Annotated in this window: 14 protein-coding genes; 8 read left to right on the top strand and 6 right to left on the bottom strand. The window is 75.2% G+C overall.

The window, feature by feature from the left end; translation table 11 throughout:
• Window positions 1-73 precede the first annotated feature (73 nt).
• Window positions 74-820, top strand: a complete 747-nt coding sequence (locus ACZ6EM_RS22785; RefSeq protein WP_401049341.1) for an ABC transporter ATP-binding protein — start codon at window positions 74-76, stop codon at window positions 818-820.
• A complete protein-coding gene (locus ACZ6EM_RS22780; protein WP_465773104.1) occupies window positions 814-3,285 on the top strand; it encodes an ABC transporter permease in 2,472 nt (823 codons plus the stop codon). Before ACZ6EM_RS22785 ends, ACZ6EM_RS22780 begins: the two co-directional genes overlap by 7 nt.
• Window positions 3,286-3,490: 205 nt before the next feature.
• Here ACZ6EM_RS22780 and ACZ6EM_RS22775 read toward each other — a convergent pair whose 3' ends face one another.
• The gene (locus ACZ6EM_RS22775) at window positions 3,491-4,075 is read right to left on the bottom strand and encodes an SRPBCC family protein (RefSeq protein WP_380540621.1); all 585 of its coding nucleotides are present in this window, start codon (window positions 4,073-4,075) and stop codon (window positions 3,491-3,493) included.
• Window positions 4,076-4,353: 278 nt separating this feature from the next.
• Between ACZ6EM_RS22775 and ACZ6EM_RS22770 the strand changes: the two genes are divergently transcribed.
• Entirely contained in the window at window positions 4,354-5,274 is a 921-nt protein-coding gene (locus ACZ6EM_RS22770) for a LysR family transcriptional regulator (RefSeq protein ID WP_452179202.1), read from the top strand.
• A gap of 18 nt (window positions 5,275-5,292) precedes the next feature.
• Here the strand turns inward: ACZ6EM_RS22770 and ACZ6EM_RS22765 are convergent, their stop codons facing one another.
• From ACZ6EM_RS22765 to ACZ6EM_RS22755, 3 genes are all read right to left on the bottom strand, one after another.
• Window positions 5,293-5,676, bottom strand: coding sequence for a hypothetical protein (locus ACZ6EM_RS22765; protein WP_465773103.1), 384 nt, complete (start codon window positions 5,674-5,676; stop codon window positions 5,293-5,295).
• A 107-nt stretch (window positions 5,677-5,783) separates the two neighbouring features.
• Entirely contained in the window at window positions 5,784-6,533 is a 750-nt protein-coding gene (locus ACZ6EM_RS22760) for a GNAT family N-acetyltransferase (protein WP_465773102.1), read from the bottom strand.
• A 75-nt stretch (window positions 6,534-6,608) separates the two neighbouring features.
• Window positions 6,609-7,391, bottom strand: coding sequence for a crotonase/enoyl-CoA hydratase family protein (locus ACZ6EM_RS22755; RefSeq protein WP_465773101.1), 783 nt, complete (start codon window positions 7,389-7,391; stop codon window positions 6,609-6,611).
• A 156-nt stretch (window positions 7,392-7,547) separates the two neighbouring features.
• On the opposite strand from ACZ6EM_RS22755, the gene ACZ6EM_RS22750 reads away from it, so the two are divergent.
• Window positions 7,548-8,882, top strand: a complete 1,335-nt coding sequence (locus ACZ6EM_RS22750) for an aminotransferase-like domain-containing protein (RefSeq protein ID WP_465773100.1) — start codon at window positions 7,548-7,550, stop codon at window positions 8,880-8,882.
• Window positions 8,883-8,953: 71 nt separating this feature from the next.
• Here the strand turns inward: ACZ6EM_RS22750 and ACZ6EM_RS22745 are convergent, their stop codons facing one another.
• A complete protein-coding gene (locus ACZ6EM_RS22745; RefSeq protein WP_401050532.1) occupies window positions 8,954-9,925 on the bottom strand; it encodes a helix-turn-helix transcriptional regulator in 972 nt (323 codons plus the stop codon).
• Window positions 9,926-10,023: 98 nt separating this feature from the next.
• Between ACZ6EM_RS22745 and ACZ6EM_RS22740 the strand changes: the two genes are divergently transcribed.
• Entirely contained in the window at window positions 10,024-10,560 is a 537-nt protein-coding gene (locus ACZ6EM_RS22740) for a DinB family protein (RefSeq protein ID WP_401050534.1), read from the top strand.
• Between the two features lie 68 nt (window positions 10,561-10,628).
• Here ACZ6EM_RS22740 and ACZ6EM_RS22735 read toward each other — a convergent pair whose 3' ends face one another.
• Entirely contained in the window at window positions 10,629-10,844 is a 216-nt protein-coding gene (locus ACZ6EM_RS22735) for a heavy-metal-associated domain-containing protein (RefSeq protein ID WP_359898470.1), read from the bottom strand.
• 353 nt (window positions 10,845-11,197) lie between these two features.
• On the opposite strand from ACZ6EM_RS22735, the gene ACZ6EM_RS22730 reads away from it, so the two are divergent.
• The 3 genes from ACZ6EM_RS22730 to ACZ6EM_RS22720 all read left to right on the top strand — a co-directional run bounded on the left by ACZ6EM_RS22730 (window position 11,198) and on the right by ACZ6EM_RS22720 (window position 13,120).
• A complete protein-coding gene (locus tag ACZ6EM_RS22730; protein WP_401050538.1) occupies window positions 11,198-11,335 on the top strand; it encodes a hypothetical protein in 138 nt (45 codons plus the stop codon).
• On the top strand, window positions 11,332-12,030 hold the full coding sequence (locus tag ACZ6EM_RS22725; RefSeq protein ID WP_465773099.1) for a DUF3152 domain-containing protein: 699 nt from the start codon (window positions 11,332-11,334) through the stop codon (window positions 12,028-12,030). The genes ACZ6EM_RS22730 and ACZ6EM_RS22725 overlap by 4 nt, the downstream gene beginning before the upstream one ends.
• Before the next feature lie 178 nt (window positions 12,031-12,208).
• On the top strand, window positions 12,209-13,120 hold the full coding sequence (locus ACZ6EM_RS22720; protein ID WP_380540712.1) for a glutaminase: 912 nt from the start codon (window positions 12,209-12,211) through the stop codon (window positions 13,118-13,120).
• Window positions 13,121-13,146 lie beyond the last annotated feature (26 nt).

Raw genomic sequence — 13,146 nt, 5'->3', positions numbered from 1 at the left:
GGGTGCTGGCACTACCTCTGCTCTCGCCCCAACGCCCCTGCGCTCCCCCACCGTTGACGGGTTGCCTGGGACCATGACGAACTCGACCGACACGGTCCTCCTGCGGGCCGTGACCAAGCAGTACGGCACCGGCGACCGCGCCGTCACCGCACTGGACGACGTGACCGTCGCCTTTCCGCGCGGCAGCTTCACCGCGGTGATGGGCCCCTCCGGCTCCGGAAAGTCGACGCTGCTGCACTGCGCGGCCGGCCTGGACCGGGTCTCCGACGGCACCGTGGTGATCGACGGCACCGAACTCGGCGGCCTGGACGAGACCCGGCTGACCCTGCTGCGCCGCGAGCGCCTCGGCTTCGTCTTCCAGTCCTTCAACCTGGTCTCCGCGCTGACCGCCGAACAGAACGTGGCCCTGCCCCTGCGGCTGGCCGGACGCCGCCCGGACCGGGCCGAACTCGCCACGGCACTCGCCGAGGTGGGGCTCGGCCACCGCGGCGGGCACCGGCCGAGCGAATTGTCCGGCGGCGAGCAGCAGCGCGTCGCGATCGCCCGGGCGCTGATCACCCGGCCCGCCGTGCTGTTCGCCGACGAGCCGACCGGCGCCCTGGACACCCGTACCTCGCGCGAGGTCCTCACCCTGCTGCGCGGCATCGTCGACCGCCACCGGCAGACCGTGATCATGGTGACCCACGACCCGACCGCCGCCGGCTACGCCGACCGCGTCCTGCTGCTCGCCGACGGACGGATCGTGGAAGAGTTGCACGGCCGCAGCGAGGCCGCGGTCATCGCCGGCCGGATGGCCGCCCTGGAGGCCCCGGCATGCTGAGCCTCGCCGCCGTCCGCGCCCGCTGGACGTCCCTCCTCGGCACCTTCGTCGCGCTCGGCCTGGGCGTGACGGTCCTGGCCATGACCGCCCTGGTGCTCACCTCGGCCGAACCGGAGGTGCCCCGACGCTACGCGGGCACCCGGGTCGTGGTGCAGAGCCCCGCCGTCGACCAGTCCGACGGCACCTTCACCCCGGGCCGGCCCTGGTCGCGGGAACGCACCCGGGAGCTGCTGCACGCCCTGGCCGCCGTCCCGGGCGTGGCCCAGGCCGTGCCGGACCGCGCCTTCTACGCCCAGCCGGTGATCGACGGAAGGCCGGTGGGCGCCCCGGGCCCGGAACCGCGCGGCCGCAACTGGTCCGGCACCGCGTTCGGGCCCGAGCGGCTCGTCGCGGGCGGCCCGCCGGCCGACGAGCACCAGGTGGTGCTGGACGCCTCGCTGGGCCTGGCACCCGGCTCGCCGGTCACCCTGCTCACCGCCGCCGGCCCGGCCCGCTACACCGTGTCCGGCCTCGTGTCAGGGACTGTCCCCGGCGCCGCCCCCGGGACCGTCGACCCGCCGTCCCTCTACCTGTCCGACCGCGCCGCCGAGGCGCTCGCCCCCGGGGTCCGGGTGATCGGCCTGGTCACCGCGCCGGGCGCCGACGTCCCGGCCGTCGCCGCGGCCGCGGCCTCCGCCGTGGGCGGCGACGGGACGGTGCTGCACGGCGCCGCGCTCACCGCTCTGGAGGACAGGAGCGCCGAGAAGACCCGCTGGATCGGCCTGCAGATCCTGACCGCGACGGCCGGGCTGACCGCGTTCGTCTCCGTCTTCGTGGTCGCCTCCACCTTCGCCTTCGCGATCGTCCAGCGGCGGCGCGAGTTCGGCCTGCTGCGCACCATCGGCGCCACCCCCCGTCAGATCGCGCGCACGGTGTACGCCGAGTCGCTCGGGGTGGGCGTCGCGGCCGGCGGCGCGGGCGTACTGCTCGGCGCGCTGCTGGCGCCCGCGCTGGGCGCGCTGATGGTCGAGGGCGGCCTGGAGCCGGCGGGATTCACCGTACGGTTCCGGGCGCTGCCGCTGCTCGGCTCCTTCGCGCTGGGCCTGGTGGTCGCGCTGCTCGGGGTCTGGTCGGCCTCCCGCCGGGCGGCCCGGACGGCCCCGCTGGAGGCGCTGCGCGAGGCCGCCGTCGAGCACCGGCCGATGACCCGCGGCCGGTGGATCGCCGGCGGGATCTCCACCGCCCTCGGGCTCGGGCTGGTGGTGGTCGCGGCCGGAAGCGAGTCCGACAGCATGATCAACAACGCCCTGTACGCGGCCATGGCGCTGATCGTCGGGCTCATGCTGTTCGCACCCGCCGTCCTCCCGCCGATCGTCCGCGCGGTCTGCCGGCCGCTGGCCGGGCTGCGCGGCGCCACCGCCGCGGTGGCCCGGGAGAGTGCGGTGACCGCCGTCCGGCGCACCGCCTCGACCGCCGCTCCGGTGCTGGTGACGGTGGGTTTCGCGGTGCTGATCGCCGGACTGTTCCAGCTGCGGGCCGGCGGCTACGCGCTGGAGGAGACCGTCCGGCAGCAGGCCACCTCGGTGGTCACCCCGCAGGGCACACCCGGGCTCTCCGACGCCGCCGTGGCCGCCGTACCGGGCGGTGCCTCGCTGCTGCCCACCCGGCTCTACGCCGGCGGCACCGACCACGTCGGCGCGGTGGGGATGAGCGAGGCCGCGTTCCGCGGGGCCCGCGCCCGGATGACCGTCACCTCCGGCTCCCTGGACGGCCTGACCGGCGAGAACACCATGGTGGTCAAGGCCGGCACGGCCGCCTGGCTGGGCTGGACCACCGGCCACCGCGTCCCGGTCACCTTCGAGGACGGCAGTACCGTGGACGTCACGGTCGTCGCCGAGATCACCGACGGCTCCGCCACCGCGAGCGTGCTGCTGACCACCCGCACCGTCCGGGCGCACGACCCCTCGGCGCTCACCTCGGTCGTCCACACCGCCGGCGCCACCTCGTCGGCCGTCCTCGCCCCGCTCGGCGCCCGGGCGCTGAGCAGCGCCGAGTACGCCTCCCGCACCACCTCCGAGGACGACGCCCTGGTCCGGATCTTCCTGGTCGTCCTGATCGGCACGTCGCTCGGCTGCAGCAGCCTGGCCGTCGCCAACACCCTGCTGATGGCCACCGCCCAGCGGGCCGGGGACTTCACGGTGCTGCGGCTGTCCGGCGCGACCCGCCGTCAGGTGCTGCGGATCGTGGCCGCCGAGTCGACCCTGGCGGTCGGGATCGGTGCCGCGCTCGGCCTGCTGATCGCGGTGGTCACCCTGGCGGGCGTCCGCTCCGGCCTCTCCGCCCGGCTCGGCACCCGGGTCGACCTCGCCCTGCCCTGGTCGACCATGGCCCTCACCACCGGCCTCTGCCTGCTCCTGGCCCTGCTCGCCGGCGTGCTGCCGGCCCGGGCGGCACTGCGCCGGCCCGGTGCCCGACCGGCCGACTGACGACCCACCACGCGGATCGGCTGCTCCCGGTCGTCCGTTCCGCCCAGCGGTTCGACCGGCAGCAGGACCGGATCGTCCTGCTCGGCGTCCCACCGGTCGTAGGTCGGATCCAGGAGGACCATCACCGGGACCAGCCACGACAGCCGTCAGCGGAACAGGACCGGCGGCCGGTCCGGTCGGCCCGTCCCGCCCCGCGGGTTCGGGATCAACGCTCGGGCCGGGCCCGGTCCCCCTGCTCGGCCAGCGCCTTGATGCCTTCGAGGGTGGCCGTCATGCCGGTGCGCAGCTCGTTCAGCCGGAAGTCGACGATCTTCTCCTCCAGTTCCGGCTTGGCGTCGATGACCAGGCTGGCGCCACTGCGGCCCGGGCCGATCACCACCGACTGGCGCAGCCGGGTGCCGTCGCCCTCGGGGGTCAGCTCGAAGCGCCACCGGGCCAGTGCCCCGCCGAGGTCGGACACCGGCTCGCCGTAGCGGCCGTCCGCGTCCATCACCCCCCAGGCGAAGACCCGGCGGCCGTCGGGCCCGGCCGGTCCCGTTCCGCCGGCCGGCCCGGTCAGCTCCGTCACCTCGGAGACCGTCCGCCAGTCGGGCATGCCCGCGCGGGTGTTGTGCCCCTCGAAGCGGGCGCCCGGCGCGGGGCCGTCCGCTCCGTCCAGCCAGGCGACGCGGTGGAGTTCCGGACTGAGCCGGGCGGGCAGGCCGATGTCCGTCACCAGCTCCCACACCCGCTCCACCGGCGCCCCGACGAACACCTCGCACCGCGTACCCGGACCATCGGCGTACCGCATGCCCGTTCCCCCTCCCGTCGTACGTCACCGCTCCCGCACGTCTACGTGCGCATCGACATGAACGGCAACCTGAACATCGATGTGCACACCGGCGCGCACATCGCCTTGCACGGATGCGGGTCGACACCCGCCCGTGCCCCCGCCACGGCGTCCGGAACGCCGGCGAGGACAGCGGGCGGGTTGCCGCCCTGGGCCCTGGACCGATGATCGATCCCCCGGAACATCCAAGTCAATCCGCCGATTTACTGGGGTACCCCCAAGCGATACCTTGGGTCCCCGTGACCATCGACGACCTCCGCGTCTTCGCCGCGGTCTGCCGGGCCGGCTCGCTCAGCGCCGTCGCCCGCGACCTGAACCGCACCCAGTCCGCCGTCAGCCAGCACGTGAAGCGGCTCGAACGGGAGGTCGGCCTCGCCCTGATCGAGCGCCACCCGCGCGGGGTCGTCCCCACCAGGGCGGGGAGCCTGCTGCGCGCGGCGGTCGCCACCGGGCTCGGAAGCATCGACCACGCGCTGCACCGGATCGCCGAACTCGCGCGCGGCGAGGGCGGATCCGTACGGATCACCACCGGGGCCACCAGCATCCGGCACTTCATGTCCGCGGCCGTGGTGGACTTCCGGCGGCGCTTTCCCCAGGTCAGCCTGGAGTTCCAGACGGAGGTCTCCAGTCGCAGCTGCCTGGAGTCGCTCAACGCCGGCCGGGTCGACCTCGCCTGGATCACCCTCGGCGCCCCGGCCCGGGGCATCGACCAGCGGCCGGTGGTCGACCTGCCCTGGGTGCTCGCGGTCGCGGCGGGCGACCCGCTCGCCGGCCGGGCCCGGATCTCGCCCGCCGACCTCCAGGACGCCCGGCTGATCGGGCTGCCGCAGAACTCCGTCTCCCGCTCCCAGGTCGAGGCCTGGCTCGGCAAGTCGGGCGTCCGGCCGGTCTTCGACACCAGCGTCGCGGACTGGGACACCGCGATCCTGCTCGCCGAACTCGGCCTCGGCCACGCCGTCGTCCCCGCGCTCCCGCAGTGGCAGGGCCCCGGCCACCCCGGCCTGCGGCTGCTCCCGCTGCGCGACCTGCCCGCCCTCACCGCCGGCTGGGCCGTCCGGGACTGGGAGAACCTCGGCCCGCTCGCCCGCGCCTTCGCGGACACCGTCGCCGCCCACTGCGGTCGCGAAACCCCGCCGGCCGTCGTAGCGGGGAGGGACTGACCCGGCGACCGGCCGCCGCTACCCCTCGTCCTGCCGGGCGGTCCGGCCCCCTGCCGACAGGACGCCTCCGACCGGCATCCACACCCTGTCCCGGAAGGTCGCCGTCCGCAGCGGGGCGAAGTCTTCCGGCAGGACGTCCAGCAGGCTGCGCACGCGGTCCCCGCCCCGCACGGCGAGCGCCGCCTCGCAGCGCAACTGCCTCGGCAGCTCCGGGCGGTGGGTCAGCCCGTGCCACAGCGCCGGCCGCAGCCAGTGCCGTCCCTGCGGATCGGCATGGGCCCGCACCCACGCCCGACCCAACCGCTGGGCGAGGCCGAGCCCTTCCGCCCGTTCCTGCAGTCTCAGGAGCGTAGGTGTGTCGATCACCTTGACCTCGCCGGGGAGGTCCTCGTACCGGTCCATGGCTCCATGATGCCCGGTGCCGCCGTGCGGGGCGCCGTGCGAGTGCCGCACGAAACTCCGTGGCCGTAGAAGCTCAGCGACCGTAGAAGCCCAGTGGCCGCAGCGGCTCAGCGGCCGTAGAAGGAGTGGCCGCGCCCGATCTCCGCGAAACCCCGGCGGCCGTACCACGCGCGCGGCCAGCCCACCGCGTCCGCGAGCAGGAACAGCCGGGGGATGCCGGCTTCGGCCGCCAGCGCCAGGCCGGTCGCCAGCAGGGTGTCGCCGTGCCCCGCGCCGCGATGCCGCGAGCCGGTCACCAGGTCCTCCAACTGGGCGAGCCGGGCGGACGGTTCGAGGTAGAGGTCGCTCCAGGCCGCGACCTCGCCGGTCGGTGTCCGCACGGCCAGGAAGTGCACCCGCCCGGCGCCGCGCAGCCGGGCGGCGCGGCGGTCGGTGAGCTGCCGGGCGAGCTCCTCGTCCTCGATCCACTCCCGCTGCTGACGCAGTACCGCGTCCCGTACTTCGTCCAACTCCACGGGGTTCGCGGCCGGTTCGGGATGCGTGCAGCCGTCCGTCGAGCGGGTCAGGATCACCTCGCCCTGCCGCTCCCACCCCGCTGCCGCCAGCACCGGGGCTGCTCGCCCGCCCGACTCCTGGTCCAGCACGGTGACGCGGTACCGGTCGCGCGGCCCCAGCCACCGGGCGGCCAGCCCGGGCAGCGCCGCCGGGTCGGTTCCCGGCCCCTCGACGATCAGTTGATTGTGTTCCTCGGAGCGGTCGTACTCGGCGCTCCGGACGGCGAACACCCCGGGAAACTCCGGCAGTTCGAGGACCTCCTGCGCCTGGCGGCGGGCGAAGGCGGCACGGAAGGCGGTCACGCGGGCGCGGATATCCGACATTCCGTCATGATCGGCCCTCGACCGCCACCGGACAACGGATTTCCCGCACCCGCCTCAGGAGGCCGCACCGGAGGACGAGCGGTCCAGGAAGCGCCGGATGCCGTCCCGGACGCCGTCGGTCGGCACGGTCGCCGCGAAGGCCGCCGCCTCCACCGCGAGCCCCTCGTCGATCGGCAGGTTGATGCCCCGGGTCACGGCCCGCAGGCAGGCGGCCACGGCGGTCGGCGCGTGCCGGACGATCCGCTCGGCCAAGTGCCGTGCCGTTTCCATCAGTTCTTCGGCCGGGACGACCGAGTTGACCAGGCCGATCTCGGCGGCGCGGGCGGCCGGGATCGGGTCGCCGGTGAGGATCAGCTCCAGGCCGCGCTTGCGGCCGACGTGCCGCGGCAGCCGCTGCGATCCGCCGAAGGGCGGCGGGAAGCCGAGCGAGATCTCGGGCTTGGCGAAGCTCGCGTGCGCGGCCGCGACGGCCAGCGGGGCCGCCTCGGTGATCTCGCAACCACCGCCGTGGGCCAGGCCGTTGACGGCCACGATGACCGGCTTGGGAAACTCCTCGATCCGCCGGGTGAGGGTGTGCCCGCGCCGGACGAACTCGCGCAGCGCCCGCTCGGGCCCGCCCGCGACGCTGGCCGCCAGGGACGGGATGTCGGCCCCCGCGCTGAACGCCCGCTCGCCGGCGCCGGTGAGGATCACGGCGCGGACGGTGTCGTCGGCGTCGATCCGGTCGAGTTCGGCGAGCAGCGCGTCGATCGTCGGGTAGTCGAGGGCGTTGAGCTTCTTCTCCCGGTCGATGGTGAGGGTGACGACGTGCCGGTCCCGCTCGCTGCGGATGGTCATGGGCGCGTGCTCCGTTCCTGGCCTCGCTGCTGGATGTGACGAGGCTAGGAACACCCGACCAGGACAATCCACTTATTGTCCTGGATACACTCGGGCCCACGCCCGTGCGCACCCGGGCACGCCCGTGCCTCCACTCCCGGGAACGGCAGGTGACCCGTGCGACCGCCCTCCTACAAGGCCATCGTCGACGAGTACGCGACCGCCATCCGCTCCGGCGCGCTCCCGGCCGGCGCACGGTTGCCGACCCACCGCGCCCTCGCCCGCGAACGGCGGATCGCCCTCGCCACCGCCACCCGGGTCTACGCCGAACTGGCCGCCGCCGGACTGGTGGTGGGCGAGCAGGGCCGCGGCACCTTCGTCCGGCTGCGCGCCGGCTACGACGGCCTCGAACCCTCCCGGGCCCTCCCGGTGCCCCGGGTGGCCGACCTCTCCTTCAACCAGCCGCTCACCCCCGGGCAGGGCGACCGGCTGCGGCAGGCCCTGCGCGCGCTCGCCTCCTCCGGCGACGCCGAAGCCCTGCTGCGCCAGCACCCGCCGGGCGGCCACCGGCACGACCGGGCCGCGGTGGCCACCCACCTGCTGGACCGCGGGATCGACGCCGCGCCCGGGAACGTCCTGCTCACCAGCGGGGCGCAGCAGGCCCTGGACTGCGTCCTGCGGACGCTCACCCGCCCCGGCGACGTCCTCGCCGTGGACGCCCTCGGCTACCCGGGCATCAAGCTGCTCGCCACCGCCCACGGGCTGGACCTGGCGCCCGTCCCGGTCACCGCCGCGGGCCCGGACCTCGACGCGCTCGACCGGCTCTGCCGCGCCCGGCCGGTGCGGGCGGTGTACACCCAGCCGACCGTCCACAACCCGCTCGGCTGGGTGCTCGGCCCGGAACAGCGCGAGCGCCTCGTCCGGCTCGCCGCCGACCACGGCTTCACCCTGATCGAGGACGGCACCTACGCCTTCCTGGAGGCCGCGCCGCCGCCACCCCTGCACGCCCTCGCCCCCGAGCGCACCTGCTACCTGGCCGGCCTCTCCAAGAGCGTGGCACCGGGCCTGCGGTTCGGCTTCGCCGTCCTGCCCGGCCACCTGCTCCGGGCTGCCACCACCGCCCTGCGCACGGCGGCCTGGGGTGCCCCCGGCCTGATCACCGCCCTCGCCACCGGCTGGCTCGCCGACGGTACGGTCGCCAGCCTGGAGCGGGAACGCCGCGCGGACGCCGCCGCCCGCCAGGCCGTCGCCCGCACCGCCCTGGCCGGCCTGACCACCACCGCCCACCCCACCTCCTACATCCTCTGGCTCACCCTCGAACCCCATCAGCGCCCCGACCACGCGGCCGCCGCCCTGGCCGCCGAGGGCATCCTGGTCTCCACCGCCGACGCCTTCGCCACCACCCCCCACCACCCCAACGCCCTGCGCCTGGCCCTCGCCACACCCCCGCTCCCCGTCCTCCCCGCCGCCCTCAGCCGCCTCCGCACCACCCTCGACACCATCGCCCCCTGACCGACTCCCCCCGCCCATCCACCACGCCGCACCAGGAGCCGACGAGCCCGACGTCCCGCTCCCGCATCTCCCTACTCCTCGCCCTCGACCGACCCGCGGGCGAAGCGGGCGCTCCAGTCGGCGAGCAGGCTCCGCAGCGCGTCCGGGGCGAGCACCCGGAACTCGGCGCCGAGCGAGCCCAGGGCCATGGCGGGCCAGTCGAGCGAGTCGGCGGTCATCCGCAGCCGGCAGCGGTCCGGGGTGACGGGTTCCACGGTGGCCCAGCGGCCGACCCTGGCCCGGACGTGCTCCGCCGGCGACTCGATCAGGGCCTCCACCAGGTGCGGCCTGGGTATGCCGTTGAGGCCCGCGCGGACGAACTCGGCCGCGTCGGCGGCCGGGAGGGTGCGCGGGGCGAAGCGGGCGCCGCTGCCGGAGGGGCCGGTGAGCCGGTCGAGGCGGAAGGTGCGCCAGTCGGCCCGGTCGAGGTCGTACGCGACCAGGTACCAGCGGCGGTTCAGGCAGACCAGCCGGTGCGGTTCGACGTGCCGTTGCGTGCCGCGCCCGTCGGCGGCCGTGTACGAGAACCGCACCCGCTCGTCGTCCCGGCAGGCGAGCGCCACCACCGTCAGGATGTCCGGGTCGACGCCCGCGCCCGTCCGCGTCCCCCAGTCCACCGGGACGGTCACCGCGCGCAGCGCCTCCACCCGCCGTCGCAGCCGGGCGGGCATCACCTGGACGACCTTCGCCAGCACCCGCACCGAGGCCTCGGCGACCCCCTCCACCGGGCTCTCGGCCGCCGCCTGCAGCCCGACCGCGAGGGCCACCGCCTCCTCGTCGTCGATCACCAGCGGCGGCAGCGCCGCACCCGCCGCCAGCTGGTAGCCGCCGTCGACGCCGCGCTGCGCCTCGACGGGGTAGCCGAGTTCGCGCAGCCGGTCGATGTCGCGGCGCAGGGTGCGGACGGAGACGCCGAGCCGGTCGGCCAGTTCGTCGCCCGGCCAGTACCGGTGGGTCTGGAGCAGGGAGAGCAGTCGAAGCGTCCGGGTGCTGGTGTTCGCCATGCGTCGATTCTCCCGGGATTCAGGACAGGAAGTGGCCGCAATGGTCCGTAACGTTGTTCTTGTCCGAGGGAGCAGGACCCGAACGAAAGGCCTTGACGATGACCACGACCTCCGCCGCCCAGAACCTGACCGGCGAGCGCGCCGACCTCCTGGAGGCCCTGGAGAAGCAGCGGCACTTCCTGCGCTTCACCACCCGCGACCTCACCGACGAGCAGGCCGGCCTGCGGACCTGTGCGAGCGAGCTCTGTCTGGGCGGCCTGATCAAGCACGTGACCAACGTCGAGCGGATCTGGGCGGAGTTCATCGTGCAGGGCCCGTCCGCGATGCCCGACTTCACCAGCTGGACGGAGGAGGACGTCGCCCGCCGCGCGGACGAGTTCCGGATGCTGCCCGGCGAGACGCTGGCCGGCGTCCTCGCGGACTACGCCGAGGTGGCCGGCCGCACCGACGAGCTGGTGGCGGTCCTCCCCGACCTGGACGCCACCCAGCCGCTGCCGAAGGCCCCCTGGTTCGAGGGGGACGCCCGGTGGTCGGCCCGCCGGGTGCTGCTGCACGTCGCCAACGAGACCGCCCAGCACGCCGGTCACGCCGACATCATCCGGGAGTCGCTGGACGGCGCGAAGAGCATGGGCTGAGCCCGGCCCGCGGCACGGCGGCGGGGCCCTCGGCGACATCCGAACCCGATGGGCCCCCGCCGCCGTCCTCAGGCCCGCCCGACGAAGGTGAACCCGGCCCCGTCGACCACGCCGCGGACCAGGGCCTCGTCCAGCGGCTGCGCGGAGGCCACGGTGACCCGGCCGCTCGGCGCGTCGGCACTGACGTCGGTGACGCCGGGCAGGACGGCGAGCCCGGCGCTGACCGTCTTCTCGCAGTGGCCGCAGCTCATGCCGTCGACGGCGAATACGGCGGTGGTGGACATGACGGCGCCTCCGATGGCGTTCCGGACGGGACGGGCTCGACCCGGGCGGATCGAACCCGACGCGTCGACTCCGACGAACCGACCCGGACGGGTCGACCCGCCCGCCCTACGACACCCGATTCCGACGGCGCCGCCCAGGGACACGCCGCCCGGGTGACACCATCGAGCGGTTCCGGGAACCGCCCGGGCGTCCCGTCCGACTGGGCCCGTGCCGTGGCGCGCGCCACGTCCTGAACCGCTGCCGCGCCCCGTCCCGTTCCTCCAGGTACCACCCTTTCGCACGACCGGGCGACGGCCCGGCCGACGATCGGCCGGGCCGTCGCCCGCCGATCCCGTCCTGGAGCACCTCCGCCATGTCCACTCTGGCCCCGATCCACGACCGACCGGACACCACCGCCCTCCCGATGACCCACGACGCCCTGCGCGGCGAGTCCGCCCGCCTCGCCGAGGCCGGCCGCGCGCACCCGGACGCGGCGGGAGCGGGCCGTTGAGGGCGCTCGCGCGGCTCCGCCGCCGCAAGCCCCGGCACGGCGCCCTCGCCCTCGCGCTGGCCGCGGCGCTGACCGCCGGGCTGCTCTGGTGGCAGCCGTGGAGCGACGGGGACGGGGACCGGCTGGCGTTCACGACCGCGTCCGGCGGCTCGGCCCGCTTCGGCACCGGCGAGCGCCTGTACCGCTACAAGGTGCGGGTGGAGGACGGGATCGCGGAGAGCCCGGCGCAGTTCGCGGCCGAGGTGGACGCCGTCCTGGGCGATGTCCGGCACGGTTGGGCGGCCGGCGGCACGGTCTCGTTCCAGCGGGTGCCCGCGGACCCGGTGGACTTCACCGTCTACCTGGCCACCCCGAGGTCCACCGACCGGATCTGCGGCCAGTACGGGCTGGACACCGGCGGCTGGGTGAACTGCGGCGTCACCCACCAGGTGGTCATCAACCTCAAGCGCTGGACCGAGCTGTCCGAGTTCTACCAGGGCCGGCCCGAGCTGTACCACGCGCTCGCCGTCAACCACGAGGTCGGCCACATCCTCGGCAACGGCCACGTCGACTGCCCCGGCCCGGGCGCCCCGGCGCCGGTGATGATGCAGCAGATCAAGGGGCTGCACGGCTGCGTCCCCAACGGCCTGCCGTACTCGGACTCCGGCACCCTGCTCACCGGCCCGCCCGTCCAGGCCCCCACCGACGCGCCGTGACCCGCCCGCGCCCGACCCCCGTACCGGGGCCGCGTCCGGAACACGGATAATCCTGGTCGGACCGGACGCCCCCGCACCGCGCGACCGGTCCCGCCCGTGTCCGCTGCCGGTCCCGGTGCTGTCCGCGGTCGGTGCCGGTGGAGGAGAAGCGTTGAACGGTGTGCCCGGCGGGGAGATCCTGGACTGGCCGGTGCTGCTGGAGGCCGCCGAGGCGGCCGCCCGGGCGACCGCGGGCCGGGGCCGGGTGGCGGACTACATCCCGGCGCTCGCCACCGCCGACCCGGAGGCCTTCGGCATGGCCGTCGCCACCGTCGACGGGGAGCTGCACGGCGTCGGGGAGTGGGAGCGGCCGTTCTCCGTCCAGAGCGTCTCGAAGCTGTTCTCGCTCGCCCTCGCGGTGGCGTACGGCGGCGACGCGCTCTGGCAGGGCGTCGGCCGCGAGCCGTCCGGCAACCCGTTCAACTCCCTGGTGCAGCTGGAGACCGAGCACGGCATCCCGCGCAACCCGTTCATCAACGCGGGCGCCCTGGTGGTCACCGACCGCCTCCAGACCATGACCGGCGACGCCTCGGGCGCGGTACGGGAGTTCCTGCGCCGCGAGTCCGGCAACCCGCTGCTCGACACCGACCCGGTGGTCGCCGCCTCGGAGGCCGAACACGGCCACCGCAACGCCGCGCTGGCCCACTTCATCGCCAGCCACGGCAACCTGCAGAACCCGGTCGAGACCGTGCTGGAGCACTACTACGCCCACTGCGCCGTGGCCACCAGCTGCCGCGACCTGGTGCTGGCCGGTTCCTTCCTCGCCCGCTACGGCGTGCGTGCCGACGGCACCCGGCTGATGTCCCGCAGCGAGACCAAGCGGATCAACGCCGTCCTGCTCACCTGCGGCACCTACGACGCGGCCGGCGAGTTCGCCTTCCGCGTGGGCCTGCCGGGCAAGAGCGGCGTCGGCGGCGGCATCCTCGCCATACTCCCCGGCCGCGCCGCCGTCTGCGCCTGGGGCCCGCGCCTGGACCAGGCCGGCAACTCGGTCGCCGCGGTCGCCGCCCTGGACACCCTGACCACCCTCTCCGGGTGCTCGGTGTTCTGAAAGCACGCACGGAGAGAACGCGGGCC

The sequence above is a fragment of the Kitasatospora sp. NPDC041917 genome, assembly GCF_055589745.1.
This window is presented reverse-complemented; position numbering and strand designations above follow the sequence as displayed.